Source organism: Streptomyces sp. NPDC093225, from assembly GCF_044753805.1.
GTDB lineage: Bacteria > Actinomycetota > Actinomycetes > Streptomycetales > Streptomycetaceae > Streptomyces.
This window is the reverse complement of record NZ_JBIVNX010000055.1, coordinates 1-26801: the sequence shown is the minus strand read 5'-3', so window position 1 is coordinate 26801 and position 26801 is coordinate 1. Positions and strand designations below refer to the sequence as shown.

At 70.7% G+C, this 26801-nt stretch carries 25 protein-coding genes; 10 read left to right on the top strand and 15 right to left on the bottom strand.

The window, feature by feature from the left end; genetic code table 11:
* Positions 1-191: 191 nt before the first annotated feature.
* The 8 genes from ACIQCH_RS32830 to ACIQCH_RS32795 are packed head-to-tail and all read right to left on the bottom strand — an operon-like array spanning position 192 to position 8491.
* Complete coding sequence (locus ACIQCH_RS32830; RefSeq protein WP_402586993.1) at positions 192-752, bottom strand: DUF4913 domain-containing protein; 561 nt, start codon at positions 750-752, stop codon at positions 192-194.
* Positions 742-2478 carry a type IV secretory system conjugative DNA transfer family protein gene (locus tag ACIQCH_RS32825; protein ID WP_402586992.1) on the bottom strand — a complete coding sequence of 579 codons (1737 nt, stop codon included), beginning with the start codon at positions 2476-2478 and terminating at the stop codon, positions 742-744. Before ACIQCH_RS32825 ends, ACIQCH_RS32830 begins: the two co-directional genes overlap by 11 nt.
* Positions 2478-3992 (bottom strand): ATP-binding protein, encoded by a 1515-nt coding sequence (locus ACIQCH_RS32820; RefSeq protein ID WP_402586990.1) that lies wholly within the window; start codon positions 3990-3992, stop codon positions 2478-2480. Before ACIQCH_RS32820 ends, ACIQCH_RS32825 begins: the two co-directional genes overlap by 1 nt.
* 5 nt (positions 3993-3997) lie before the next feature.
* Positions 3998-5446: an SCO6880 family protein gene (locus tag ACIQCH_RS32815; RefSeq protein ID WP_402586988.1), complete on the bottom strand. Its 1449-nt coding sequence runs from the start codon at positions 5444-5446 to the stop codon at positions 3998-4000.
* The gene (locus ACIQCH_RS32810) at positions 5443-6906 is read right to left on the bottom strand and encodes a hypothetical protein (RefSeq protein WP_402586986.1); all 1464 of its coding nucleotides are present in this window, start codon (positions 6904-6906) and stop codon (positions 5443-5445) included. Before ACIQCH_RS32810 ends, ACIQCH_RS32815 begins: the two co-directional genes overlap by 4 nt.
* Complete coding sequence (locus ACIQCH_RS32805; RefSeq protein WP_402586984.1) at positions 6903-7694, bottom strand: hypothetical protein; 792 nt, start codon at positions 7692-7694, stop codon at positions 6903-6905. Before ACIQCH_RS32805 ends, ACIQCH_RS32810 begins: the two co-directional genes overlap by 4 nt.
* Entirely contained in the window at positions 7691-7999 is a 309-nt protein-coding gene (locus ACIQCH_RS32800) for a hypothetical protein (RefSeq protein WP_402586982.1), read from the bottom strand. Before ACIQCH_RS32800 ends, ACIQCH_RS32805 begins: the two co-directional genes overlap by 4 nt.
* A gap of 9 nt (positions 8000-8008) precedes the next feature.
* On the bottom strand, positions 8009-8491 hold the full coding sequence (locus ACIQCH_RS32795) for a hypothetical protein (protein ID WP_402586981.1): 483 nt from the start codon (positions 8489-8491) through the stop codon (positions 8009-8011).
* 191 nt (positions 8492-8682) lie between these two features.
* On the opposite strand from ACIQCH_RS32795, the gene ACIQCH_RS32790 reads away from it, so the two are divergent.
* Entirely contained in the window at positions 8683-9732 is a 1050-nt protein-coding gene (locus ACIQCH_RS32790) for an NlpC/P60 family protein (RefSeq protein ID WP_402586979.1), read from the top strand.
* A gap of 67 nt (positions 9733-9799) precedes the next feature.
* Positions 9800-10132, top strand: coding sequence for a hypothetical protein (locus ACIQCH_RS32785; protein WP_402586977.1), 333 nt, complete (start codon positions 9800-9802; stop codon positions 10130-10132).
* A gap of 909 nt (positions 10133-11041) precedes the next feature.
* Here the strand turns inward: ACIQCH_RS32785 and ACIQCH_RS32780 are convergent.
* The gene (locus ACIQCH_RS32780; protein WP_402586975.1) at positions 11042-12619 is read right to left on the bottom strand and encodes a hypothetical protein; all 1578 of its coding nucleotides are present in this window, start codon (positions 12617-12619) and stop codon (positions 11042-11044) included.
* Between the two features lie 156 nt (positions 12620-12775).
* Between ACIQCH_RS32780 and ACIQCH_RS32775 the strand changes: the two genes are divergently transcribed.
* From ACIQCH_RS32775 to ACIQCH_RS32750, 6 genes are all read left to right on the top strand, one after another.
* Positions 12776-12928 (top strand): hypothetical protein, encoded by a 153-nt coding sequence (locus tag ACIQCH_RS32775; protein ID WP_402586973.1) that lies wholly within the window; start codon positions 12776-12778, stop codon positions 12926-12928.
* Between the two features lie 480 nt (positions 12929-13408).
* Positions 13409-13732, top strand: coding sequence for a hypothetical protein (locus ACIQCH_RS32770; RefSeq protein WP_402586971.1), 324 nt, complete (start codon positions 13409-13411; stop codon positions 13730-13732).
* Between the two features lie 8 nt (positions 13733-13740).
* Positions 13741-14418: an RNA polymerase sigma factor gene (locus tag ACIQCH_RS32765; protein WP_402586969.1), complete on the top strand. Its 678-nt coding sequence runs from the start codon at positions 13741-13743 to the stop codon at positions 14416-14418.
* Positions 14419-14423: 5 nt separating this feature from the next.
* The gene (locus ACIQCH_RS32760; RefSeq protein WP_402586967.1) at positions 14424-16070 is read left to right on the top strand and encodes an IclR family transcriptional regulator C-terminal domain-containing protein; all 1647 of its coding nucleotides are present in this window, start codon (positions 14424-14426) and stop codon (positions 16068-16070) included.
* A 1414-nt stretch (positions 16071-17484) separates the two neighbouring features.
* The gene (locus tag ACIQCH_RS32755) at positions 17485-18165 is read left to right on the top strand and encodes a hypothetical protein (RefSeq protein WP_402586965.1); all 681 of its coding nucleotides are present in this window, start codon (positions 17485-17487) and stop codon (positions 18163-18165) included.
* Positions 18158-18724 carry an RNA polymerase sigma factor gene (locus tag ACIQCH_RS32750; RefSeq protein ID WP_402586963.1) on the top strand — a complete coding sequence of 189 codons (567 nt, stop codon included), beginning with the start codon at positions 18158-18160 and terminating at the stop codon, positions 18722-18724. Before ACIQCH_RS32755 ends, ACIQCH_RS32750 begins: the two co-directional genes overlap by 8 nt.
* A gap of 241 nt (positions 18725-18965) precedes the next feature.
* On the opposite strand, the gene ACIQCH_RS32745 is transcribed toward ACIQCH_RS32750, so the two are convergent.
* The 4 genes from ACIQCH_RS32745 to ACIQCH_RS32730 all read right to left on the bottom strand — a co-directional run bounded on the left by ACIQCH_RS32745 (position 18966) and on the right by ACIQCH_RS32730 (position 21990).
* Positions 18966-19709, bottom strand: coding sequence for a helix-turn-helix domain-containing protein (locus ACIQCH_RS32745; protein WP_402586961.1), 744 nt, complete (start codon positions 19707-19709; stop codon positions 18966-18968).
* A 9-nt stretch (positions 19710-19718) separates the two neighbouring features.
* Entirely contained in the window at positions 19719-19994 is a 276-nt protein-coding gene (locus ACIQCH_RS32740) for a hypothetical protein (protein WP_402586959.1), read from the bottom strand.
* Between the two features lie 570 nt (positions 19995-20564).
* Entirely contained in the window at positions 20565-21248 is a 684-nt protein-coding gene (locus ACIQCH_RS32735; protein WP_402587018.1) for an HNH endonuclease family protein, read from the bottom strand.
* A 142-nt stretch (positions 21249-21390) separates the two neighbouring features.
* On the bottom strand, positions 21391-21990 hold the full coding sequence (locus ACIQCH_RS32730) for a hypothetical protein (RefSeq protein WP_402586957.1): 600 nt from the start codon (positions 21988-21990) through the stop codon (positions 21391-21393).
* 270 nt (positions 21991-22260) lie between these two features.
* Between ACIQCH_RS32730 and ACIQCH_RS32725 the strand changes: the two genes are divergently transcribed.
* A complete protein-coding gene (locus ACIQCH_RS32725) occupies positions 22261-22470 on the top strand; it encodes a hypothetical protein (RefSeq protein WP_402586956.1) in 210 nt (69 codons plus the stop codon).
* A 186-nt stretch (positions 22471-22656) separates the two neighbouring features.
* Here the strand turns inward: ACIQCH_RS32725 and ACIQCH_RS32720 are convergent, their stop codons facing one another.
* Positions 22657-22884, bottom strand: a complete 228-nt coding sequence (locus ACIQCH_RS32720) for a hypothetical protein (RefSeq protein WP_402586954.1) — start codon at positions 22882-22884, stop codon at positions 22657-22659.
* 1454 nt (positions 22885-24338) lie between these two features.
* On the opposite strand from ACIQCH_RS32720, the gene ACIQCH_RS32715 reads away from it, so the two are divergent.
* Complete coding sequence (locus ACIQCH_RS32715; protein ID WP_402586953.1) at positions 24339-25835, top strand: helix-turn-helix domain-containing protein; 1497 nt, start codon at positions 24339-24341, stop codon at positions 25833-25835.
* A 113-nt stretch (positions 25836-25948) separates the two neighbouring features.
* Here the strand turns inward: ACIQCH_RS32715 and ACIQCH_RS32710 are convergent, their stop codons facing one another.
* Positions 25949-26515 carry a hypothetical protein gene (locus ACIQCH_RS32710; RefSeq protein WP_402586951.1) on the bottom strand — a complete coding sequence of 189 codons (567 nt, stop codon included), beginning with the start codon at positions 26513-26515 and terminating at the stop codon, positions 25949-25951.
* Positions 26516-26801 lie beyond the last annotated feature (286 nt).

Genomic DNA, 26801 nt, shown 5'->3' with positions numbered 1-26801 from the left:
CATTATGCGCCACGCGGCGCGGTTCATCAGGCCTTGCTCACAGACCGCCCATTCCGGACTACTTTCTGAGATAGTGCAGTGGCACGCTCCGCTCCCTTTCCATCACCACAGCAGCGGGCTCCGCGAAGATCCGCCGGAGAGGACCTACTCGGGTCGGTGAGCCCCGGGGGAACTACACGGTTCCTCGGGGCTCACGCGCGGTCTGCGGGCACGGCCCATGCGCTGGGGACCAGGGACGGCATCCGGTGGGCCACCTGGTGTTCTCCCTTGGTGCAGCCTTGGAAGGGGCCGGTTGAGGCGCGGAGCTCGCGGATGCAGGGGTCGTAGTGGTCGCGGTGCCACACGCCGGGACCTGTGTACCCGCAGGTGGCAGGGTCGGTGAGCTCCTGCCAGGACAGCCAGAGGGCGTGGAGCCGGGCGATGGCGACGGGGTGGTCGCTCCACCGGTGGCACCATCGGGCGTCGGCGGAAGCCTCGGCCAGGTAGCCGGGGACGAGTACGCCCTCGACCCACTCGACGAGGGCGCGCAGCTCGCCCTCGTACTCGGGTGAGTCCAGGAGCAGGATGAACGGCGGGAACTGCCACTGCTCGTCATTGGGCTCGTCCGGCCCCGGGTGCTCGGTCTGGGTCTCTGCGGCGGCTGGGCCGGCGGGCTGCGTGAGTGACTTGACCTGGGCGGCCAGGGCTCGGATCTGCGCTTTGAGATCCTCGACGTCTTCGGCGAGGCTGCCCGACAGGAGGCTATCGGCCACTGCGCGCTGCCTTTCGCGCCTCGTGGGCGGCGACGGCGCGCTTGGTGATGGCGAGCTCCTCGTAGTCCTTCTCGGGCCCGAGATGCTTCATGCTCTCCTCCAGGTACCAGGGGCGGAGCCGGATCTGGGCGATGGGCATGCCAGTGGACAGCAGCAGCGCCGAGCCCTTGGGCATCGCGCGGACGTCGGCGGCTTCGAGGATCTGCTCGCGCTGCTCGCTCCAGGACTGCGAACCGCCGTCGCGGCTCTTGGAGTAGCTGCCGCGCTGGACGGTGTGCTGGCCGATGAGGGTCGCGATGTCGGAGACGAAACGTGGGTCGTCCACGCCGGCGCCGATGACCTTCTTGGTGGCCGCGCCCCACAGGGCGTCCATGCCGACCTCGCCCCAAGCGGCCACGCCTTGGCGGTAGGACTGGAGGATGACGTAGGGGTTGATGCCGCGGGAGCCGAGGTGGCTGAAGAGGTCGGGCAGGTCCTTGATCCGGCAGATGTTCGCGGCCTCGTCCAGGACCGCGCGCATCGGCTCGGGTAGCCGGCCGCCGTGCCGCTCGCCGGTCTCGGAGGCTGAGGTGAAGACGGTGTCGGCGAGTGCGGCGACGACTGCGGAAGCGGGGCCGCCCTTCTTGCTGAGCAGGTAGAGGGTGTCGCGGGTGAGGGAGAACTCCTCCGGGTCGAAGCGGTCGCGGTGCTTGTCGGGCATCACCCAGGCCAGCACGGCTTCGTCACGGAGTCCGCTGAGCGCCGTCCGGGCGTTCTGGAAGATGCCGCTCTGGGTCTCCTCCGCGATGGCGATGCTGCCTTCCACCTGCTCGGCCAGGACCGGCTCGTGCTGGTGGAGGATGCGCAAGGGGGCCTTCTCCTGCGGGTCGGCTACCCAGCGCATGATGTCCTTGATGCTCGCGCCGTCGTGCCAGGCCGCGCGGAATAAGCCGACCAAGAGGTCGTTGGCGGACTGGGACCAGAAGGGGTCGGCGCTGTCGCTGCTGATCTGGTTGGTGAAGTGCGAGGCCAGACGCTCGGCGCGCTCCAGCGTCTCGCCTTCGGCGAGCATGTCCCACCACATGGACCGTTCGGTCTGGGCGACACCTTGTGTGTCGAACACCCAGGTGGTTCCGGCACGTCGGCGGTCGGAGTAGGTCGCGGCGTAGACGTCGGCCTTGTTGGAGGTGAGCAGCAGGGCGCCGGGGGCTTCCATCGTGATGGGGATGGCGAGCGCGGTGCTCTTGCCGGCTCGGGGGGCCATGATCGCGACAAACGTATCCTCGTCGGACCCTCGGAGTTCGACACCGCTGGTCATGTGGTCGCCGAGGAGGATGCCCCGATCGCGGGGTTCGATCTGCTTGGGGTCGAGGCCCTTGAGGGAGCGGCGGAGTCGGGAGGCTGTGATGGCCGCGGGCTTGGGGGTGAGGTCGCGGACCTGGTGGAGGGTGGCCAGGCCCAGGGGGTTGTAGAACCAGCGCAGCGCGACGCGGAGGCCCCAGATGACCAGGACGATGGCGGCCAGGTCGAAGAGGAAGGCGCCGATGCCTGAGGCGATCGGCGAGGCCCAAACCGATGTCCAGTTCCTGACCATGTGCAGCACGGTCAGCGGGGAGAGCGGGTCGACGGTTTCACCGGCGACCAGCGAGCCGAGGGCCGCGCCGGTCCAGGTGGCCGCGGCCAGGGTGATCGCGCCGCCCGCGACCACGCCGCCGGCCAGCCAGTTGCGGTCGGAGTCCGTCATCATCAGCGCTCACATGCCTTCGGATCGGTGTGGTAGAGCCGTGCTTCGGTGGCGGTCAGCTCCGAGGCGGCCGCGATGCCCGGCCGGGTGCCGATCTTGATCATGTACTTGCCGCGTCCGGGGTGGACGGCGTCGCCGGTGTCGAGGCCGGTGGAGGTGGCCGACGACCACGAGGTGATCATCATGCGTTCCTGCTCGGTGAGCTGCCTCTTGCCGGTGACGCGCACGAGCTCTTCCTCGGTGGAGGCGCCGATGATCCAGGTGTCGCAGCGGTCCATCAAGCCCCTCGCCTTGGCCCGGTCTTCCTCGGTGGGAAGGGCTTCGGTGTCCAGGAGGCTGTGGGTGACGAGGATCGAGATGTCGCCGTCGCCGCGGGAGAGGCGGGTGATGGAGTCCATGGAGTCCACCAGGCCCGGCCCGCTCCTCAGGGCCCGCCACATCTCGTCCATGGGCAGGACGAGGCGGCGCTGCATCAACCCCGTGGAGCGGGCGGCGTCGATGGAGGAGTAGGTGTACGCCCAGGTGGCGATCATCCCGGCGGACAGGACGTCTTGGCCGCGTGCGCGCAGGGCCGAGATGTCCACGGACACCGCCGGGGCCGCGATGTCGAGCGGATGCGTGGTGGGTCCGTCGAACAAACCCTTGAGCGGACCGGAGACCAAGTTGTCGAGGCCGGCGATCACCGAGCGGGTCAGATCGGCGTACGCGCCGCCCTCGGCGGCGAGCCGGTTCCGCAGGGGCTCCGGGGCCTGGCGCAGGACGGTGATCACGTCGGGAACAATCGGGTCGTCGCCAGGTACGGCGTCGGCGGCCAGCTGCACCGCGCAGGTCAGGGCGGAGCGCTGGACCTCGTCGGCGGTCCGGCCCAGCCCGTGCTTGGTGGCCAGCAGTGCGCCGAGCGTTTCCAGGCGCCGGCTGTTGAGGACGTCGAGGAGAACGGCGCGCTCGCTCGCCGGCAGCGACCAGACGCGCTTCTTCAGGGGGCCGCTGTCGAGGGGGTTGAGGCGGCCGGAGCCGTCGCCGATGCGGATGACGCTGCCGCCCAGGCCCTGGATGAGGGCGCTGTACTCGCCTTTGACGTCGCCGGGGACAACCGGCATGAAGCCGAACGCTGAGTAGAAGAGCAGGATGCGTTTGACCAGGGCTGATTTCCCGGCGCCCGGCTGGGACATGACCCACACCCCGCTGTTGGTGGTGAGCTTGCCCACCCAGTCGGCGGGGTCGATGCACACCAGCTCCCCGGTCAGCACGTCCCGGCCGACAGGCACCCCGCGCGGTGGCAGGCCAGCGCCCAGGAGGAAGGGGTAGACGCCGGCGGCCTGGGTGGAGGGGCCGGTGTAGATGGTGCCGGTGTCCTCCACCGGGGCGCGGCCGCCGAAGCGTCCGCCCCAGCCGGTCCGGGGCGCGTACAGGCGTCGTCGCCGCTGCCGCTCGGCCTTCTCGGCCAGGGCTTGGCCGTCGGGGCGCGGTGGTGTGGTGGTGTGGCGTGGGCTTTGGAGCTGGGGGGTCTTGGCCATGTCGGTTACCTGATCAGGGGGTTGTAGCCGACGGGCAGGCCGGCGGCGAAGATGGCGGCCTGTGCGCCGTATGCGGGCCGCATGCGCAGGGACCTGGTGGCTTTGACCGCGCGGTCCAGCTCTTGGCGGGCGGCGGGCAGGTCGGTGGCGCGCAGGGCGGTGACGGTGACCATGAGGGTCCAGTCCACGACCTGCGCGCCGCCGGCGGCTTGGGCGGCGGCCTTCTCCGCGCGGGCGTAGTCCGCCTTCTGTGACCACTTCGCCCGGCCTTTGACCTGGGCGGTGGCGTCCGCGCGGTTGGCGGCCGCGCTGATCTCGCGCTCGAGGACGGCTTCGCCCTCGTGCGGGGACAGGACTCGGTAGGTGAGGGTGATCCGGCGGGGGAACTTCCCGGGGCTGAGGAGGGGGAGCAGCACGGAGTAGGCGATGGGGCGCTTGGGCATCTCGCGCAGGACGTAGGAGAGGGAGACGGCTCCGTCGTGGGCGTACTCCTCGAAGAGGTCGTCGACGGCGACCGGGCCGCAGTCGCTCCAGGAGAGGTCGGCGAAGTCCTCATCCCGTGCGTTGAAAGTGCTGGGGTCGTAGGCGGAGCGGACCAGGCGGCGCAGGTCGACGTCGGTGGCGCGGCGGACGATGTCGGTGCCGGTGCCGGACAGGTCCAGGCCGTCGACGACGCGGAAGGTCTCGGCGACCTTCCCGGGAAGGTCGGTCGGTGGAGTGACGGTCGCGCAGGGGTCGACGGTGACGCTCATCCAGGAGGCGACCGAGGCGGTGGCCCGCGGTGCGGTGCGTACGAGTTCGTCGACGACGGCGGCCGCGAGGGCGGGGGCGTCGGGGACGCGGCGGGCGTTGATGTCGTCGCTGAGGGCCTCGCCCGCGCCGGGGGTGATCTGGATGGTCACCGAGGCGCCGCGGATCTGTTCCTCGGTGCTCATCGCGTCCAGGACGGAGGACCAGGTTCGCAGGTTGCCGCGGACACTGCTGGTGGGGGCCATGAGGCTGCCACCGGGGGCCAGGAGGGTGGAGACGGTCATGTGGCCGGTGGTCCGGTCGTGGACGACACCGACCTGGCGACCGCTGGTGGGGTCGTGCGCGGCAATCAGGGTGGTGGAGGCCGCGACGCCGGGCAGGTCGAGGGCGTAGGGGTGGGGCAGCAGGACGCGTCGGTAGTTCGTGGCCTCCGCCCTGGTGGCCAGCTTCCAGGCCAGGGCCGCCCGGTAGTAGGCCAGGGCGGACATGCCGTGGCGGCGGGCCGCGGCCAGGCCGATCACGGTGAGCGTGATGGGGAGGGTGACCAGCAGGGTCAGCGGCTGCATGGTGCTGAGCAGGGCCTCGACGGCGAGGAAGCCGGCGGCCAGCATTGTCGCGGACGTCGAGAGGTTGCCCAGGCCGAACGTCCGGCGGGTGCGGAAGCCCTCGATGCGCAGGCCGTCGGGCACACCATGGGTAGTCATCGGTTACCCCCGTCCCCGATGGTCGCGGAGGCGCCCTGGATGGCGTCGTTAACGCCGTCGTAGACCTTCAGGGCGAGTGCGGCGCCGCCCGTTGCCGCGGTGGATCCCCCGGTCGCGGCCGCACCGGTGGCTGCGCTGGTCTCGGTGGCGGTGCCGCCCAGGCCGGCTGTGGCGTCGGGGCCGGCGCCCTGCGCGGGGATCGCCGCGTCGCCCTCGTTGCGGGAGGCCTGGGCGAGGGCGTCCTGCCCGTCGCCGCCTTGTGGGCCCATGGACTGCTCGATGTACTGGGCCTGCTGGACCGGGTCGGTGCCCCGGTCCCCGCCGCGACCGCCGCCGCTGGGGTCCGGGTCGGGGTCGTCCCCGCCGCTGTTGCCGGTGCGGGCGCCGAGGTAGGAGCTGGCTGCGCTCGCGGCCGCGGCCATACCTCCAGCGGCCATGCCGCCTCCGGCCGCCGCCCCAAGCGGCGCGAAGATCTTCATCAGGGGGCCGGGGGCGAGGATCGCGAGGGCGAGGGTGGCGCAGCCGCGCAGCCATGGCACCAGGCCATGGCCGCGGCCGACCTCGGAGAAGCCGATGCAGATGATCAGGCCGACGAGCGGCTTGTAGGCGATGATCGTGAGCGTGCTGGTCACGAGGTTCGGCAGCCACTTGCGGGTCACCGATCCGCCCATCAGGCCCGCTCCGGCGATCGGCAGCAGAAGGCACTGGATCGGGATCGCACACTGGCGCAGGAAGATCATGACCATCTGGACGAAGCCGATCAGCAGCAGCGCCAGGCACAGGCCGCCGACAAGGACGGGGTTGGCGACAGCCGCGGGGACCATCACCGCGATGATGCGCTCGAAGGCGCCGTCCTTGTCGAAGACGGCCTTGACCATGCCCTCGGTCAACAGGTCACCGGCCCGCAGCAGAGCCGCCACCATCGTCAGGCCGATGACGCTGAGCACCATGTTCTGGGCGTAGCCGGACAGCAGTTGACCCCAGTACTTGCCCTGGCCGGTGACGGCGGCCTTGCCGATCTGCCACATGGCGCCGAACGCGGCGATGACCCAGCCCAGCCACACAAGCATCCCCGCCAAGGTGGCGTCTTTCTCGAAGAGGCCGGTCTTGGCGAGGTCGAGACTTGGGCCCATCAGAGACAGGGTCAGCACGGTGCGCAGGATCCACTTGGCGACGTCGGTCGCGGACTTCAGGACGTCGCCGATCACGGAGTCCCAGACACCGGTCCAGTACTCCTCGACCTTCTCCTCGGTCTTGTCGCCGACCACGTCGCAGGCCTCCCGGCCCTTGAAGAGGGTGGCGGCCAGGCGAGCCATGGCGCCCAGCGAGCTGCTACTGCTGGCGACCCGGCAGGAGACGTCCACCGACTCGCCGACTGGGCCGTCGGCAGCGGCGGGCGCGGCCAGGCCGACCCCGAGCAGCGCGGTGAGGACCAGCAGCAGGGCGGCCAGGCGCCTCACGAGGCCTCCCGGATCGCACTCCAGGCGGCGGAGTTGAACGCGGGATCACCCGGGGCGGCGATCTCGGGCCGAGGTTCGCTGGCGGCCACCGCCCGACTGTAGGCGGCAAGGGAGGTCTTCCAATCGTCGTCGGCCCACTGGGCGGCGACGACGGAGCGCATATAGGAGCCGATCTCCTTCTGCGTCTCGGAGGCCTTCATCGTGACGCGGGAGAGCAGCCAGACACCGACCTCGTCCACCGACTCCCTGATGATCTTGAAGCCGACCACGCGGGTACGCACGTACGCGCCCGGCGGGAGGTCGCTGCCGGCAGGGAGTCCGAGGGTGCGGCGGACCTGCTTGTCGGCGTCGATGCCCGCGAGCTCGACCACCTCCCGGTTCTGATCGCTCTGGTCGGCCGCGATCAGGTAACTGTCGAAGATCTTGAGCTGGGCCTGCTGGTTGTCGTACGCGCCCTGGAGGCTGGTGGAGTTGGAGGCCGCCATCATCGCGACGGCCCCGAGCGTGGTGTGCGGGAAGCCGACCTCCATGTCCCGCTCGTCGGTGCGCGCCCCGCGGGGCAGGGCGGCCCAGCGGGCGGGTTCGGTCCAGTCCGCCGGGGGCGCATACCTGGCTGACGGTGAGGCTGATGCCGCCGCAGAGGCGCCGGCCCTGCCGGCGTCGGGCGTGGAGCCGTCGCCGTCGCCGTCGCCGTGAAGTATGGCGTAGCCGGTCAGGGCTAAGACGGCGGCGACCAGTGCTAGGGCCGTCGGCATCATGTATTTGGTGAGCTGGCCGGCGTGCCTCACGCCGCGATCCCGTTGATCATGGGGATGAGGATGCCCGCCATCAGGACGGCCAAGATCCCCGCACCGATCCATTTGAAGGGCTCCGCGCCGTTGCCCTGGCGGCCCTTGTCCGCCCAGGCGAGCTTGTAGATGCCGTAGCCGGTGGCGCTCCCGCCTGCCAGGACGAGCATGTAGAGGCCGTAGCCGATCAGTTCGATGAGGACGGGGCCAAGACCCGGGATCGGCGTCGGCTTGGCACCGGGCAGCAGGCCTCCGGGGTCGCCCTTGTCGCCCTTGCCAGCAAGGGCGACAGCAAGCGTGATCATGTCCATCGGCTAGTTCCCTTCCAAAGCACTGCGCAGCTTGCGGGCCGCAGCCCGGACGTCCTTGTGCTCCATGGCCTCGCCGGCGGTCTCGACCGTGCGCAGGACCGGCAGGTACGGCACGTAGGCCGTCCCGATCACCCGCGCGCCCAGGGCCCGGATGCGGTACCGGGCCGCGACCGGCGGCGGGGCCGGGGCGTCGGCGACCAGGACCAGCCAGGGGCGCGGCAGGTGCACCGACCAGGACTCGCGCAGCAGGTGTTCGACGCAGACGGCGTTGCTGACGGTGGTGTCGGCGATGACGACCGGAGTGACGCCCATCGGCAGCGCCTCACCGGGTGCCAGGAAGCGGGCGCTGTCTTCGTCCTGGTCGGCGAGCATGGGCTGCACGAGGCCTTTGGCGATGCTCCAGCCGGCGGTCAGGATGAGCGCGTACCGCAGGCCGGGTTCCTCGGGGCGGTCCATCGCGGGCGGCACGATCTCGGTGACGGTCATCGCCCCCTCTCCCCGCGCATTTGCGCTCACCTGATTGCCCTTTGTATCCAATGAGCTACAGAGAGTAGCGTCACTGGTGCGCACAGCTGACACCAGGTCAACGGACGGGCCCGTGATCAGGCACGCAGGTGCTGTCGGCTGCTGCGCGATCACTCGTCCAGGTGACGGGTCCGAGCAGTAAGGGGGAGACGATGAAGGCCGCGACCGGCTGCCTCCTGGGCGTGCTCGCGCTGCCGGTGGTCGCTCTGATCGTCGTCGCCGGGCTGCTGACGGCCGCGGGTGCCGATGCCGTGGGCGGCGAGGGCGGCGGCATGCGGGGCGTGCCGCCGGAGTTCGAGCCTTGGATTCGCCGGGCCGTCGACGAGTGCGACCACCCCGAGCTGACCCCCGCCCTGATGGCCGCTCAGCTCTTCCAGGAGTCCGGCTTCCGCACGGGCCGGGACACAGTCAGCCCGGCCGCCGCCAAGGGCCCGGCCCAGTTCGTGCACGCCACATGGCTGACCTGGGGGCGCGACGCCGACGGCAAGCACGGAGCCGACCCGTTCGACGTCGCCGACGCGGTCATGGCTCAGGGCCGGTACATGTGCTCCCTCCTGGGCGACGCCAAGGCCTCGGGCTACCGCGACGACGTCCGCCGACTCGCCCTCGCCGGCTACAACGCCGGCTGGGGTGCCGTCGCCCGCTACCGGGGCGTGCCCCCGAAGGAGTTCGCGGGAGGCGAGACCTACCGCTACGTCAAGGCGATCATGGACTCCATCGACGCCTTTGAAGGCCCCGCCACCCTGTCCGTCACGGGCCGCGGAGCCGGCGCCGAGGCACTGCGACGCGCGGCGGCCCGGGTCGGCACCCCCTACGCGTGGGGCGGCGGAGGGCCCCGCGGCCCCAGCCGCGGCTTCTGCGACGGCCACAACGGATACCTGCGCGGCCGATGCACCGCCTCCACCACCGAGGGCTTCGACTGCTCCTCCCTGGTCCAGTACGCGTACTGGCCAACCACCCACCTCCCCCGCACCGCCGCCGCCCAGTACGCGGCCACCTCCCACCACCCCATCGCCCGCAGCCAGCTACACCCCGGCGACCTGCTGTTCTGGGCCCACCCCGGCGGCGGCATCTACCACGTCGGCCTCTACGCCGGCGACGGCCACGTCCTCCACGCCCCCCGCACCGGCCGCAACATCGAGGTGACAGCCCTCACCGACGCGATGCCCACAGGCGACTACCTCGGGGCCACCCGCGCATAGCCGACCGACGGTCCCCGACCCGCGCCGCCCGCCGCGCCCGCGGCCGGCAGCGGGCATCATGCCGGGCATGAAGGCAGACGAGATCCTCAAGAAGGCAGAAGCCCTCCAGGCCGCACAGCTGGCCGCCAAGCAGGCCGCAGTCGAACCCCTCGCCGCGATCCTGGCCCGGCGGATCCAACTCCAGACCGAGCTGGCCGAGACCGAAACCCCCTACGGCAAGGCGTACGTCGAGGCCGAGAACGCGGGCTGGTCCGCGACGGAGCTGGCCGCCCTCGGCGCCACCGAACCAACCCACCGGCCAAAGGTCCGCCGGGCCCGTCCGAGTAAGGCACAGCCCCCGGCCACGGAAGCGGACTCCGGCCCGGAGATCCCCTCCCAGAACCCCTCGGTCAACGCCTGACACCCGCGGTCACCCAGTTGTAGTGGGGCGCGGCAGGCCGGGCCGGCCGGAGGTGCAAACCGGCATCCCCCGGTGAGAATGCGTGGCCTGCGCCGCCGCCGACTGCGGACCGGCCGGGCTGGGCAAAAGCAGCCAGCGGTGGGGAAGGGCGGCGGGTGGCACAGACCGCCCGTCCGCCAACCTGGTCGGGAGCGAGACCGTACCCCCGCCGTCAACCCTTCGCTGCGTGAGGCGAGCGCACTGCCCGGACGTGGCTGATGGGGAGCGGGCTGCTGCCGCGATGTGGCCAAGCCCGGCACCGCTCTCCAGCGCTGCACACTTCACCGTGGCCGAGCGTCCGGCGGAGCGTGGTCCGGGGCGGCGTTTCAGGCGCTGCGTTGCCGGCATCCGCCACGGTCGTTGACGGCTCGGGCTCCTCGTCCAGTGCCGGGTGGGATGACGCTTTCGGCATGGGTGCGGGCCTAGTTTACGAGGAAGAGCTCCGCCGCCTCCAACGCGGTGGCCCAATCCGCCGCGGCCCGGCGCACGTCAGCAGCGATCTGCGGCTCGAGGCCCCGGGCCGTGGTCACGACGGTGGCGAGGGTGATGGCGGCGGCGAAAGCGCTGGCGGCGCGGGTGAGGGCGGTGGTGAGGAGGACGACTGCACTGTCACGGCAAGCTCCCTGTATGCGGTGGGGTATTGGCGTGGTCGAAGGTCGCGGAATCGGTGTGCGCCAGGGTTCGCGGGGACGAGGATGAACACAGGCGAACACATCACTGGCCCGGGGGAAGCACGTGCACGACGAGCAGAGCGGTGGTGCGGCTTTCGAGCTGGACGGTCAGGGGTGATGCCGGCTTCCCCGTACCGCGGGGGTGTTCGGTGGCCGTGGCCGCAGATTGCGGACGTGAGCTCGTGCATGGAGAGGACTTCTACTTCGTGCCGGCGCCCGGTGGGGGCCAGGGCAGCTGGTCGAGGATCAGGAGAATGGACCAGGTCGCGTGGAGGAGCAGGGCCGCGATGCGAGCTGCCCTCCGTGGCGCCCTGCAGGCTCTGAGGCAGGCGTACAGCATCGGAAGGCACAACAGGGTCGCCGCGAAGACCGCCCCGCTGATCGTATGGTCCTTCGCCAGCTGGTCCATGGCCACTCGCTCCGCGGACCAGTAGGCGAACCCCGTCATGAGGATCAGGGCGATGATTCCGAGGGCCAGGAAGACGAAGTCGGATGCGTCCCGTTCCGGCCTGGGCCGGGGCTCGGCAGCCGGGCGGCGGCGAAAGCCGAGCTCGGTCTGCGACTCCGGCTCCGGCACGAACCAGGCGATCAGCCGTCTGACGCATCGGTGGCGTCGTACGGCCGGTCTCTGCCGGGCGGCGGCTTCCGCGGCTTCGGCCCAGTGGGTGTTCCTGGTCGCGCCAGGCGTCTTGGACAAGTTGGACAAGCTGCGGTCGAGGGCGCGGGCCTCGGCGACGCCGTCCGTATAGAGCAGCAGCCGGTCGGCCGGCACGATCTGGACGGTCGGGTCACGTGCGACGAGGCGGTGCACGAGCTCGCGCCGGGCGGCGACGGGTCCGGCCAGTGGCGCGCCCGCGGCGTCGTCGCTGGTCGTGGCCTTGTCCAACCCGTTCTTGGACAGGGGTTGGACAGGATCCTGGACAGCGGCTTGGACGTGGACGTCCAGCTGGTCGACGTCGTCGTGGTCGTTGGCGTCCTGGAGGTCTTCCTCGATCAGCGCCTGGTCCTGCAGGCCTTCGACGGTGATGAACTCCAGCCGTGCATCGAAGTCGGCATCGTCGGTGTCGGCGGCGGCCGCGTCCTGACCGACAGGCTCGAGGGTCGCGGGCGGGGTGATGTCCAAGTCGTCCTGGGCCTCGTGCTCCAGGCGGCGGATCTCCTCCTGGGCGGCCAGGACCTCGGCCATCCAGAACTCCTGCTGCTCCTCCGCCGTCATCCGGCGGCTGCGAGCGCGCTCCTGCTGGACCTGGACCCGGCCCAGCCGCTCCCGGGCCTGTCCGAGCTGGCGCTCCCTGCGGGCCCGCTCCCGTTCGTCGCCGAGCTTGAGCTGGAGCTCAGCGTTCTCCAGCCGGCTCTGGGTGTAGGCGAGCATCGGCCGCAGCTCGGCGAGGTGCTTCTCGGCGTTCGCGGCGAGCGCCTGGTACTTGATGACCTGCTGGAGCGCGTCATCACGGCGCTGGTGCTGGCGGACCAGCCCTGCGCCGTCGGCCGGGTCGCGGCCGGCGCGGCGCTCGGCGGCGGCCGCTTGCCACAGCTGAAGCGCGTGGACCGCCCTGGTCTGGCGCGTCGGTCCGACCGGCGTGAAGGACTCCACCAGTCGCCCGACGAGCTGCTTGGGGATGAGCTGGGAGCCGTTGAGGTAGTTGCCCCAGCTGGAGCTGCTGCGTCCGAACGTCTCGGCCAGCTCGCGGACCGGAGTGTTCTTGGTCAGGGCGACCAGGAAGGCGGCCAGTTGCCCGCCCGCCGTGGTCTCGTCGATCTCACGCTGCGGCGCCACCGCACTCCTCCCCCGCTGTGCCGTCCACCCGTGACCACCCGATGACCACGCCCACATGCCCCCTGACCAGGCTCGACACTTCAGGGCCGCCCTTGGACAGTCTTTTCGCGGCGAAGCTCTGCTCACCCAATCGGGCCTGCCACCAGGGAGAGCACCATGAGCCTGTCCACGCTGTACGCCTTCCTCGCCCACGACGTCCTCGGCAACATCGCCGCCGCGTTCCTGGTCGCCGGGTCGGGGTACACAGCCAAGAAGATCCGTGCCGGGGTCCGCAAGCGGAACGGCGAAACTCCCGACACCGGCCAGTAGTCGCACCAGCGGCCCGCCCATCAACAGCGGGCCGCTCAGCTCGCCGGGGCCCGTCGGTACCGCGGTCCGCCACGGGCCGTACCCCGCCCCGGCGGCCGATCGGTCCTCCTACCGCCCTTCAGGCCGGTGAAGTCCCGGTCCATCACCACGAAGGACAGCGCCGTCGTGCTTCGATCGGCAGCACCGGGCACGGCCGACCCGGGCGCCACCTCATCGAAGGCAGGCCTCCCGGGTGGCAGTTCGCCCCTTCGGGGCGCCGGTGCACGGGCGAATCGTCACTTCGCACCGGCCAACCCGCTCCCAACGTGCCACGGGCCGGCGGCCATCGTGCCAGTCGAAGCTGTGTCCAGCTGTTTGCCCGAGACCATTCGAATGGGTGATGCGAAGGGTGTTGGAGGGAGAAGTGGGGTGGGTCGGCTGTCTGGGTGATGAGGGCTCGATCCGGGCCCGTACCGATCGCAGAAGAGAGAACGACGCCAGATGCCCTTCGACTGGACCGGGGTCCCCCCGGCTGTGGGCGCGGCGGCCGCGGTGGCGGCCGCCCTGATGAAGCTGTGGCGGGAGCACAGGGCCCGCACGGCAGAGCCGGAAGCCCCACCTCAAGACGCGCCCGTCGTGGCCGCGGTGGTGTCGGCTGCGGCGGCGGTGGGGCGGGTGCCGGTCGCGGTGCGCGTCAAGACTGCCGGCCCCGCGCGGGTGCGGGTGGCCGTCGCCGACGGTGGCGGGCTGGTCCTGATCGACGTGGCGGTCGGCCCCGGTGGCGGCTCGTCGTGGCCCTCGGCGAAGGAGCGTGCGCCGTGGTAGCGGGTGAGATGCCCAAGAGGCCGGCGCGCTCGCGCACGGCCAAGCCGTTGGCGGCAGTGGAAGCGGGCGGCGTGGACTCGGGCGAGGAAGGACGTCGCGGCAGCGGGTGGGCCGAATCCGAGCAGGCCCAGCTGCTGGCTCGCGAGGCGGTGCGGTTCCTGGCCGACGAGCCGGCGGTGCTGCGGGGGAAGACTGACGGGAAGCTGTCGTGGGCAGCGTGCGAGGACGTGGTCGCGCAGGCGGTGTCCAACGTGATCAGGCGGGCGGCCGCCGGGCTGCTGGGCGACGTGGTGAACCTGACCGCCTACCTTCGCAGGGCCGCCTGGAACCTGGCGCGCAACCAGCTCAAGGCCCAGGCGCGCGAGGAACTGGCCGCGGAGACCGTGGAGTCCTCCGCGGCGCCGCCAGCACCCCCGCCGGATCAGGTCGCGGTCGGAGACGTGGACCCGATGCGGGACCTGCTGATGCGTGCGATCGAGGCAATGCCGACCTCGGTACGCCGGCAGGTGGTGAAGCACCAGATCCAGGGCCTGACCGACATCGAGATCGCGGCCGCGCTCGGCATACGCACCGACCGGCTCCACCGGGAGCGACACAACGCGTTGGTCGAGCTCCAGCACGCGCTGGGGGCGTTCATCCGTGATGCGCACCGGAAATCATCAGGACGCAGGAAGAGGGACAGGTGACGGTGGTGAGCCGTGTGAACGACGACAGCCGCGACCTTCCGGCGTCGGCCGGAATTGTGGAGCTGCTGGCGGCTCTGAGGGGGCCGGCGGACTTCTGGGACCGGCCGGAGGGAGACTTCGGGCCGCTGAGCGCCCTCTACGGGTTGGACAGGGATGCATGGGAGCGGGCGAACTCGCTCTATCTGCTCGGATCCAAGGCTCTGGGGCGTGGTGAGCTGGCTGTGGCGGCGGACTGGCTCGGCGAGGCTGCGGCCGCAGGGCATCCGGGGGCGATGTTCCGCATGACCGCGGTCACGCTGCGGGCGGGGGCGGACTGGGTCGACGAGGCGCGGTTCCTAGTGGCCGAGGCCGCCCGGCACGGCCACGGTGACGCTGCCCGCCTCCTGGCCGGCCTCGCCCACCGCCGCCCCGCCACAGAACCTGGTGAGCCGGAGGACGGGCAGTTCTTCGACGAGGTGCGCGAAGGGCTCGGCGTCGCCGAGCACCTTCTCCACCCCGACACCGGCGACACCCCACAGAGCGCAACGCAGCTGGTGGGCGCGGTGGGCGCGGAGGGTGGTGAGCAGCCGCGCCTGTACCTCGTACGCGCCCCGCAAGTTCCCGAGTACGGGCCCACCCCGGACGAACCGGCCGGTCCGGCCGGCGGCGCGCGGCACCTGGCCGCGCTGCCCGAGGGCGGCCGGCTCGTTCTGCCGATGCCGGACCTGCGGCCCGATGCGACCGCGGCGGCCGTGCACCTGGTGCGCCAGGCCGCCGCCGAGGCGGACACCAGCAGCGGGGGGCCGGTGGAGCCGTGGTGGTCGGCACACGCGCTGCGCCCCGCCGTCCTCAACGACATGGCCCGCCGCCGCAACACCCCCGCCCCCGTACCGGCGAAGTGGCAGACCACCCAGCGCGCCCGCGACCTCCTCCACGCCATCAGCACCGCCGGAGGGATCGACAGCCGCGCGCTGGCGCACAAGGCCAGGCTGTCGCTCGGTGCGACCGTGCGGCTGCTGGACTGGCTACTCGAGCAGCGGCTCGTCGAGACCGTTGGCGGCGCCTACTTCACCGGCCCCATGCTCGACCTCGTCACCAAGGCGGACCCTGGCCGGCGGATGCTGGGCCTGGCCCTCGAGCGGCTGCGGGACGACCTCGGCGCCGCCGTCTACATCAGCACCTACGCCCACGGAGAGATCGAGGTCAACGGCTGCGCCTACAGTGCGACGGCCCCGCCGGTCCACGAGTGGGCGCCCTTCACCGAGACCGCGCACGCCAGCGCCGTCGGCAAGAGCCTCCTGGCGCAGCTCGACTTCGACTCACGCATGAACCACCTCACCCGCTACCCCACCGAGCAGCTCACCGAGCGGACCATCACCAGTCCTCGCGATCTGATCGAAGTCCTCGACGAGCCCGGCCCCCACGCCGCCCAGTTCGACCTCCTCGAATACTCCGAGAAGGAAGTCTGCGTCGCCTACTCCCTCGGCCTACCCGGCCGCGCCTCCAGCATCGCCTTGTCACTGCCCGCCCACGACCACTCCCGCCTGATCACCGCCGCCCAAGGACTCAGCCAACGCGCCACCGGCCTCCTCCTCGCCCACCTCCTCACCGACGACAACCAAGCCGCCACCGCCACCCGAAGAGCAGCAGAGCAACGCCGCGCCCTACCCTGACCAGCCCTTTTTGTGACGTCGTCACGTAAACCCTTCACGCGGGGCCGCCCCCACCCGGGGCGGCCCCGCCGACGCTCCGCCCCGCCACCGGCTGCTCCGCGAACCGGTTCAGGGAGCCCACCACGCTGCCCCGGGCAAGCCGGGCCAGCCGCGAAAGCCGAGACCAGGACGGACGGCCGCCCACGCGGGCAGGCCCTCGCTCGCATCCCTCTCCGACCGCCAGAAGTCAGCGGGTTTTTGGGCATGACAAAGCCCCGACCCGGCGTCGTGCACAGCCATGTCGGGGCCCTATCACCCTGCATGCAGCAATCCGGTATCCCGAGTTCTTTGGCGAGAGCGGGGATGGTCCGGACTGTCTTCCAACTCGGCAACTAAGTCCGGGCTGGAGCCTGATGGAGAGCAGGATAGCCCGTATAAGGCTTCCCGCCCTGAAGACAGAGGTGTCCCCTACAAGAGGCACAACCGCTCCATGCCTACTAAAGGCAGCCCAACCCGGCTTCCGTGCAGCCAGCGTGATGTGATGTACGTCACATCACGAAGAGGGTGTTCCCTCGGTGTTCGAATCCAACCCCCACCCTATCGGATGTGACGGTCATCACGTCGCAGGTCTTCACAGGGCACACCGTCCAACGCCCACGGTGCGTCACCTCCGCATCCCCCATGTTCGAAGCGGGTCCTGACGCCCCCGTGCACTGACGCATGGGAGGGGACTCCAGGAGCGGCGAGGGGCATCAGGGGCGGACGAAGCAGCGCAGCGCCTGCGGCTCCGCCCTGGCCGCCCAACCCCAACCCGGCCGACGGCGCCCTCCCGGGCGGGCCGGCCGACTCGAGAACACCGCCACCCCTTCCCGGCGCCGACGAACACGTGCGCTCGACCACCCGGCTCCGCGGCACGCGGTCTCAAGCACCGCCCGCCGCCCGAGGTCGCAAGCGGGCGCCGGACGGGGGCGGTCGAACTCCTGTCCGCGCTGGGGTGGTTCGCGATGACGGGCCCTGCGCGGGCGGGAGTAGGAAGGAGCGAAAGGATCTCGGCGGGTCGGGAACCGGGGACGCGCTGGGTCCGTTGGACGTTCGAAGTCATCTTCGTCGCGAACGGCATCCCACTCGCTCACCTGCACGACTGACCTGCACTTGTTCGGCCGCCACGGACACCAGCCCCCTCCCCCACTCCACGGAGCCGGGCGGCAGGCAGAAGGCGGGGCGAACTGCTGGTGCCGCGGGGGGATGTAACGCAGCGTCGAGGTCTGCTTCAATATTCGGAACAACACAACAGACCATGCAGGACCGGGACTTCGTGAACCCTTTGGCGAGAGCGCACGAGCCCCCGGTCTCTTCCAACCCGGTGTTGCCGGGCTGCTCCCCGTAGCCCGGCAACACCGGTGTCGCTGGTCACGACACCGAAGGAGGACTCCTCGTGGGTCACTCTCAGCTTCCGGGTACCAACCCCACGCGCCGGCGCCGCCTGAAGAACTGGATCAAGTCCACGCCCAAGGCCTTCCGCCGCGCGCTGTCCCGCACCGACATCTGGGTGCAGGACCACACCGTCCTCGCCACCGTCCTGGCCCTGGCCGTCTTCCTCACCGTGACCGGCATCGCCATGGGGAAGTGGGGCGAGGCCTTCCTCGCGCTGGCCAAGGAGTACCAGCCGCTGTTCACCATCGTCTGGATCGTGATCAGCGCGATCCTCCTCATCCTGGGCACCTTCCGCAGCCGCCGCGCCGCCCGCCTCATCGCCGCCGCCGAGGCCGCCAAGACCACCACCGAGACCACCGAGACGACCTCGGAGCCGGCCAAGGCAACCGCCGAGACCGCCGAGATCAGCACCGAGGCCTCCACGATCACCGCCCTCGACGCCGAGGCGGCCGACGCCGAAGCCGGCTCTCAGGCCGGCGCCGAGACCGACATGGAGACCGCGACGGGCCCGAAGCCGGGCATCACCACCAGCGCGGAGACCGACACCGACACCGACACCGACAGCGGCGTCGACGCCGCGAACAGCGAGGACGCCATCATCTCGGTCATCTCCGCCCCCGCCCCGGTGCCCACCCAGGCCACCCACACCACGGCCACCGAGCCGGGAGCCGACCGTGTCTAGCAGCCGGCTCCTGATCGACCACCGCTACCAGGACCCCAGCAGCATCGAGCTCCGCGACTTCGCCGAGTTCTACAAGACCATGGCCCCCCGGGTCATCTGGACCGTCCGCAACACCCTGGGCACCCAGTACATCGAGGGCGGCAGCGCCGACGACATCGCCCAGCAGGTCTGGGAGACCATCCTCAAGAACTGGGAGCGCGTCGGCCGCCTCACCGCCCCCGAAAAGTACGTCCGCGTCGTGGCCTTCAACCACACCAAGCGCGCCCAGGCCAGCCGCAACGCCGAACTCGCCGTCGGCGAGATCACCAGCCCCTACTTCCCCCACCTCGCCGAACCCGGCCCCGAAACCCGCATCGAGACACTCGAGATGTGGGAGAGCGTCACCGCCGCCCTCGCCCCCCGCCAGATCCAGGTCATAGCCCTCAGCGCCGACGGCTACACCGACCGAGACATCGCCGCCGCCCTCAACATCAGCCCCGAATCCGTCCGCTCACACCGCCGCCATGCCAGAAACCGCCTCACCCACCTCACCCCTCACTACCACCACACCCACAACTAACCCCCACACCACCGCGGCCCCGGACACCACCAGTCCGGGGCCGCACCCGTACCCCCCGGCCCCTACCGGGTACGGCCCCGGCCCGGCGCGGGCTGCTGCCGGTGCGCGGGCACGGTTGGCTCCGCGGCCGCGGCCTGACCGGGCGCGGCGGCGGCAGTGGTGGTGGAGCGGGAGCGAGCCGCCCTCCCCTCACGTGCATCCCGCCGGACTGACGTGCCGAGGCGCGCCCCGCGTGCGCCGCTTATGCGGCTTCGCTGCGCCCAGCTTCAGACCCGCCGTACCACCAAGCGGCGTCACGCGGCGCCACCTGCGATCGGTGCTGGATGCGCCCTGACCGCCCCGCCTGTTGTGCTGCCGAAGCACCCCTGCCGCCCATGCCGAAGAGGTCACGAAGCTTCCGGCCGTAAAGAGCCTCTTCATCGGCGGGCACCGCCACGGTGTCCCAGAGATGGAGCCAGTCGGCCAGCGCCCTCGACGCCACGCCGCAGCCTCGGAGGAATGCCTCGAACTGCTGGCGGCTAGCGGGCAGGGCCTGGCGGCTGACGACCCTTGCTGCCGTGCTCACCGGAAGAACGTGCGAGCCTCCGGCACGTTGCTGGAGCTCACGCAAGGAAGGCGCGCCGCAAGCCTCGTAGAGGTATTCCAGTGCTGCGCTCAGCTCACTGCGGTGACTGATGAGCGCGGGAGTCGGGGGCCGGCGCAGGGTCCGCAGCCGCCCGCGATCTGCGATCCGGGCCTTGAGCCAGAGACCCAGGGTGAAGGCCTCATAGTCGCCGCCCGTGGCCTGGAGGAAGGCCAAGACCGTCTCCCTGCGCGGCAGGTCCCTGCCCGAGGCCGCACGTTTGAGTGTGGCGGCCGACAGGCCGGTGGCCGTGGCCAGCTCGTCGTACGTCAGGCCTGATTCCTGCCGCCGGGCGCGCAGCCACTCGGCGAGCTGCGCACGCTCGGGCACGGCGCGGTCCACAGGCTTTTCGGGGCGCCCCACGCCGGGCCCCTACCGGGTGACCTGGAGGAGGCCACGCAGGATGCCGGCCAGCGCCTTGCGACCGCCCCCGAGGAGGAGGATCACGGTCACCGCGATGCCGGCCGTGCCGGCCAGGAGCTGGAAGATCTCCGGAAGCGGCTTGCCCAGCGCCATCAGGACGGTGCCCAGGCCCAGGAAGACGGCCACGAGCACCACGTGCGCGAAGCCGAACCGGTTGCCCGGGTGAGTCTGAGCGGGACTGGCCGCCCGCTGGCCTTGATAGGACGAGATGATGGTGCTCTCCACGGCTACTCCTCCCCTGACAGGGGGTACGGGGCCAGTCGGCCCGTGCTGATCAGTCCAAGTGCGCTTCCCTGCACGGCGATTGCCGTCGCGATGCGGGGACAGGGACAGCATGACAGCACCGCGCAGCGCGGCCACACGGGAGAAATCCCATATGCCCGGTTCGCCGGAAGGTTAGTCCAACGGTGTCCAAGCACCCCGGCCGCCTGTGGGCAATGGTGGGCACTCAATCTCAATCAAGCTCACTCGCAATCCGAGCCCGGGAATCATCCCGCTCCCGCGGACACGGCAGATCGTGCAGGCAGACCCGGGGCTTACGTATTGGGCTTCGCCCAAACGCCCACCCGGGTTCGTTCACCGGTGTCCAAAGTGCAGTTGCCGCTCCCCGTACGGCCTGCGACATTCGTCAACGTACGCGCGAAACCGCGGACTCCCCTGACAGCGACCCTTCCAAGTGCGCACCAGGGACACCGGCAGAACCCACGTTGCCGCGCGGCCTGCCACAGCATGGGGCCGACGTCCACGACGTCGGCCCCATGCTCATGAAGTTGTGTTCCGGTCACCTGCCCAGCCCTACGGAACCTGGGTGAACTCCACGTCCGTACCACCGCAGCCCGCCGCGATGTCCAACAGCCGGTCCCGCTCCAGCTCGTCAACCGCCAGCCCCCAGCGCAGCTTCGTCGCCGTCCACTCCGCGCCGTACCGGCACAGCGCCTCCGGCGACGGCGGGAGCCACTGGGCCGGGTCCTGGTCCGCCTTGCTGCGGTTCGACCGGGCCGTGACCGCCACCAGCGACGAGGGCTGGCCCTGATCGTTGGCGTAGGCCTCCCTGCGCGCTGCCGTCCACGACGAGGCCCCGGAGTCCCACGCCTCAGCAAGCGGGACCATGTGGTCGATGTCCAGCGCACTGGCAGGGGTAACCTCCTGCTCGTCGTAGTACGACCACCACACCCCGCCCGTCATCGTGCACCCCGGCCCCAGGGTCGGATACACGACCGCCTCAGCCAGCAAGACCTCCTGGCGGGTGTTGCAGCCGTCAGCCGGCAGCTCGCCAGCGTTCCAGTGCTTGAAGGACGTGCGCTGATAGCCGGTACGGTCCTCCGACGCGACCGGCAGCGCGGTGACCGCGACGCCGATCGGGAGAACCTGCGCCGCCGCGCGACGCCCCTCAGCGTGGGCGGCGTGCGCGGTGGTCGCGGACAGGGACAAGGCGAGGGCGGCGGTCGCTGCGGTGGCGGCCCGCACGAACATGATCATCACGCGGCGGTTCTACCGGCCCCCGCGGCACCGGCAACAGGACCCGAAGAGGCAGTTCACTCCCCCGGGGCAGACGAATCACCGGCGAAGCGCCACTGCGCACTTGTAGCGGCCTGCGCGCGGACGGGCCCCGGGCTCGGGCTCATGCGTGGGGAGTCCAGACTCCCAGGCGAGCTATCAGCCGCCGTGCCTCCCGCTCGCTCAATCCCAGGGCCGCGGCAGCCTGGCCTGCGTCGTGATTGCTGCGGATGCCGCGCGCAGCCCAGTAGCCCTGGCGCCCAGCCAGGACCTCCAGCGCGCGTACGGCCCGGAGGGCAGCAACTGGGGACGTGGCGGTGAGCTTGTCGATCTCCGTCTCCAGCTGCTCCAGCAGGATGGTGACCGCCTCGGGCAGGGGCACGGCCGCGGCCGCGACGTCGGCGGTGTGCGCGTCCCAGCCCCGCTCACACGCCGCCGCTTGCCCGTCCCCCGCCTCCGCCAGCTCGTCGCCGCCGATCACGTCCCAGTCCAAGCAGTGCTGCGAGCCCACCCAGCCGCAGGAGCACACCGCGCGCAGCACCGCCGCACGGGGTCGGCCTTGGCGGCCGTCGTACACGCTCCACTGCGCCACCGAGCGCCCGCCGGGCCCCGACGCGCTGTCGAAGTACACCGGGTCTGGGATGGTGCCGTCCGCCAGGAGCACGCCGACCGCGCCCTGGTGCGAGCCACCGAACTCGTCCGTCGTCCATACGTCCCGCTCCACCTTGAATCCCCTCACACAGCTGCCGCGTGATCCCCGAGCCGGCCCCGACGCCGTACCGCCCTCGAGCCTCCCCCGCTGCGGAGGCACACACCCGTGACCGACCCACAACAACCACGTTTGTTGGGCCGGCGGCCTCCAGGTCCGCGGCTGTCGGGCCGTGGGTGCCGCGGGGTCCAAGGGCCCCCGCGGCACCTCGACGGACCACGCGCTGACCGGCCCCTCCGCGGCGCACCGCAGTAACCGCCAGCCGGACAGGGCGTTGGGCCCCGCGTGACGCTCGACGGTCTCTACACCGACATCGTGGCCGAAGAACTCGACACCGACACCGCGCCCCCACGGCTGCCGATGCTGACCCACCGCGAAGCCGAACTCGCCCTCGCCCTCGTCACCGCCGTCGCCGAAGGCGAGACCGGCGAGGAAGTACGCACCACCGCCCGCGCCCTCAGCGGCAGGCTCGGCATGCGCCTGCCCACCACCTGACGCACGACCTGCACCACGCCGCCCGCCCGGCGCCGACTCCGTTGAGGTGTGGCGTGCCTCGGCCGCCGCGCCAACCAGCCAGCCACGGTGGCCGCAGGCGCGTCGAGCCCTGGGGCCGGGACGAGGACAGGGCTGCCGATGATCCTGAGAGCCCCCTCAGTTGGGCGGGAGCTCGACCGTGCGCAGCTATTCGACGGCCGGCGGCTTGGCCGCGTTCTTCACGGCCTTGCCGAGTTCATACCGGTTCTGCCCGGTATCCGCCGCGTGCATCGTGATCGCGTCCTGCAGTACGGACGCCGCATCCAGCCACGGGCGCCAGCCTTCCGCTGAGTACGGGCCGGCCGTAGCTGCCTCTCGAGCGGCATCCGCCACGTGCTGGAGCTGTACAAGTTCGTCGTTCAGTTCGATTGCCACCGCAGGATCCTAGGCCGCCGCCCGCGCACCGGCCGCCGACCCGGCCGCCAGATGCGTGTCCCCCCGCACGCACGCAACTGCCCCGGCGCGCGCTGACCGCGCTCAGCACCAGCGAGTCCACCGGCAGTGCCGTGGGACCCGGAACTTGTCGGGTCGAAGACTCAGGCCATGGCTGCGCCTCTGGTGGTCGCTTTGCGGGAGATCCTGGCCGCGCCCGTGCGGGGTCGAACTTGGGTTTGCTCGTGATCGAGTTCAGATCGGTTGGATGTCCACTTCATCGCTTTATCTGCAAGATCCGCTGGACCGGGACGTTTCTTCCGGCTGGGGCCCCGGATTCCGGTCCACGTCGGGCTAGTGTCGCGAATGCAGCTGCCCCCCGGCGGGCCGTCAAACCAAGTCCGGGGGGCTGCTGTTCCTTTCGATTCGAACAAGGGAGAATTGTGTCCGATATCCGAATCTCCGCTCAGGGCCGTACTGCTCTGAGCTGCGGTTTCGACCGTAACATGTCCCGTCGCATGGCCTCCTTTTCCTCGGACCGGGTTGACAGTTATGTCAACGCGCAGGTGACGCCGTTCATTGCGATCGTTTTCGCGGGCGTGGTTCTGATCTACGCACCCCAGCAGGCGCACCTGCTGGCCGTTCTCGTGCCGGCTCTCTGCGCCGCAGGACGTCGGTCTGCCTGGGGATTTACCCGGGCCCGGTACCGGGTGACGGGGCGTCCGCCCCTTGGATGCGCCTGCTGATCCAGGCCGGACTACTCCGGCCGGTGGGGATTCCCAACGGCCGGGAGTCCCCTTTTTCGCCTCGCCTCGCCCCCGTCCAGGGGCGAGGCGAGGCGGGACGGGGATGACGAAACACGGGATGTGGCCCGGCTCGAGGGCCCCTCCCCAGCACCTTGCCGAGGAACCTTGATGACTGAAGCTGCCGCACGTCCTCTCACTTGCCGCCACTGCCACGGTGAGTTCGACCGCCCAAAGCTGGCGGGGCGGCCACCTTCGTACTGCTCAACGTCCTGCCGCAAAGCCGCCTACCGCGGACGGCAAAAGCCGACTCGTCGTTCCTCTGCCGCGCATGACAGCGATGTGCAGCGGATCGCTCAAGCCCTACACGACAAGGCACTCGCGGCTGTGCATCTGAGCCAGCGCCCGCTTCCTGCCCGGCCTTTGGACCTGGTCGACGAAGTCCGCCGGCTGGAGCGCGACCTGCACGACCTGAAGGCCGTCGCCGTCCGACAAGCCCACGAGATGGGGGCCCTGTGGCACGAGCTCGGCAACGTCCTCTCGCTTGACCCTGGCACCGTCCGCAACCGGTACAGCAGCGAGAAGGTGGCCCGGGTGGTAGCCAATCGGGCCAGCCGCGGGGCAGGCCCGATGCCGCAGCGAGCCGCGCGAGCCTCGGCTCCGTCCGGCCGCGAACGCCCTTCCCCGGACGACAGCCCACCCCCGGACGCGTCCTTGCCCGGTCACCCTGGCTACCAGTTGTCCACCGCCCTGTCCCATCTCCAACGGTCCGCGGGCCTCACCGGTCGAACGCTGGCCCGCAACCTGGGAATCTCCCCCTCGTTGCTCTCCCGTATCCTGCTCGGCAAGCGTCCTCCCAAGTGGCCCGTGGTGAAGGCGTTCGCCGAGCTCTGTGGCGCGGACCCGGAAGACCTCTGGCCTCTGTACGAAAAGGCCCGAGGCCTGCGGGTGATGCCACCGCCCGGCCCCGAAGACCACCCCCGGGCGGCTCGAGCGCTCCAGACCACCCTGCGCGGGATGTGGCTCGCCGCCGGCCGCCCGAACACCGCAACCCTGTGCCGGGACGGACGCTTCACCCCAGAACAGATCGAAGGCGCCCTCGAATCAGACCACCCCGCGGACTACCTGACGAAGTGGTCCTTCGTCGCCCAGCTGACCGCCGCGCTGCGCGGCAGTCCGGACGACGTACGGGCGCTGTGGGAGCAGATGAGCACCGCGTTCGCACTGGCGAGAGCGACCCGACCGGTACCGGCCGCGAGCGCCCCGCCCGCCAGCAGCCGCATGGTCCCCAAGGCCGCCTCCGCCCCACGTCGGATCACGCCCGCCACGATCATGGGCACCACCACCTGGTCCACGCGGTCGCATCCCCACCTCAGGACGGGGCGGTGGGACTGGGTGCTGCGCACTATGGACGTCCTGAACACGATCGGCCACGCCTCGTCCCCGCTCGCCAATGGTGATCTTGCGCGCGCATCAGGTCTGACAACCGCATCAATACGCGAACTCACGGCCTGGCTCGAAGCTGCGGGCCTGACCATGGAACTCCAGGACGGCACGCACATCCCGGGACCCTTGCTGGTCGGCATCCACGCCGGCCAGGACGTGCCAGGCTGGCTCATGACGCAGCTGCGGGCCGATGCCCACGCAGCGGTCTACATCAGCGAGTACATCGACGGAGAGTTGGAAGCTGCCCGCTCCTGGTATGGCCCGGACACCCCTCCCGTCCACGAGGACGTGCCCTTCCGCGAGACCGCCCACGCCAACGCCCTCGGTAAGGCCTCCCTCGCGCAGCTCAACAGCGACCAGCGCACGGAACACCTCACCCGCCACCGACCCTTCGAACTGACCGCCAGCACCATCACCGACGTACTCGAGCTGGAACGGAGCCTAACTATCACCGGGCAGCGCCCCGTGTACTACGACCGACAGGAGTACAACCACACCGAAAAGTGCGCCGCCGTACCCCTCGCCCTCCCAGGCCGCAATGCCTGCGTTGGCCTCTCCCTACCGCCTGCCTCCCACTCCCGAATCTACGACGCATCTCGCCTGCTCCGCGGGCAGTCCACCACCACCCTGCTGTCCCTCGTCATGTCCCTCACCGAGATCAGCACCCCCGCCGGCCAGCAGGCTCCCGCCCAGCCCGTGGACCTGCCGCACCAGATCCACCCGCCCCAACTCCAGACAACCGCCGGCGGACTCCTAACCGCTTGATCAGCCGGCCGCTGTCGCCGTCCCCTGCCAGAAAGGCGGAACAATGTCCACCGTCACGTCCGGCCGGAAAGCTGGTACCCGCCACGTATGCAGGGTGGGCGGTGTTCCTCTGCTCAGAGCACTTCGTCGTCGGCCCGCGTCGTGAACGCTTCGACCGCGTGGCGGTGCGCGTCGATCGCCTCGTTCAGCTCAGCGGTAGCCGTCTGGGCGTTTTGCGTGTGTTGGTAGTGGTCCCACTCGACGTCGGAGAGCTGTTCTCGAAGCAGCGCGGCGGCGGCCAGCTTCTGTCGCACGGGCTCGGTTCCCACGAGCTTGACCACCGCCTCACGCTGCACCAGCTTGTCGTAGGCAGGGATGAAGAGCTCATTGTGATGGTGCCGTAGGTTCTCCCTGTCCTTTTCATCCCCGCTGAACTGGGCGAGGTAGTTGCGCATAGTCCTGCTCTGGGTCCAAAACGCCTCCGCGTCAGCGACGAAGTCGGTGTAGGCCTCTCGGCGCACCTCAGCCCGGTGATCGGCTGCCTCCGCTTCCCGGGCCCGGTCGGCCTGCACGTACACCATGACGCTGCCCGCCAGGCCGACCAGGCTGCCGATCAACCCGCCCGTCAGCCCAGCCCAGGCTGCCGAGCCGCGGGTGATCGTCGGCTTCCCACCCTCCGCATTCCGTTCGCTTTCGCCCATGCTCCAGGCGTACTTCCCCCCGGCCCGATCCACAGCCCGGGCAGGTCCAAACGGGCGGGCGGCCCCACCGCCACACGGGGCATCCTTCGAGCCGATGTCTCTCCGCGCCCCGCCAGCCCGAACGCATCCAGGACACGGGCCCGTCCGGATGGGGCGACCCAGCCGCCAGACGATCCAGCCGCCGTAACCGGCGGCGGGACGGCGCGTTGGTCCCGCGTGACGCTCGACGACCTCTACACCGACATCGTGGCCGAAGAACTCGACACCGACACCGCACCGCCGCGGC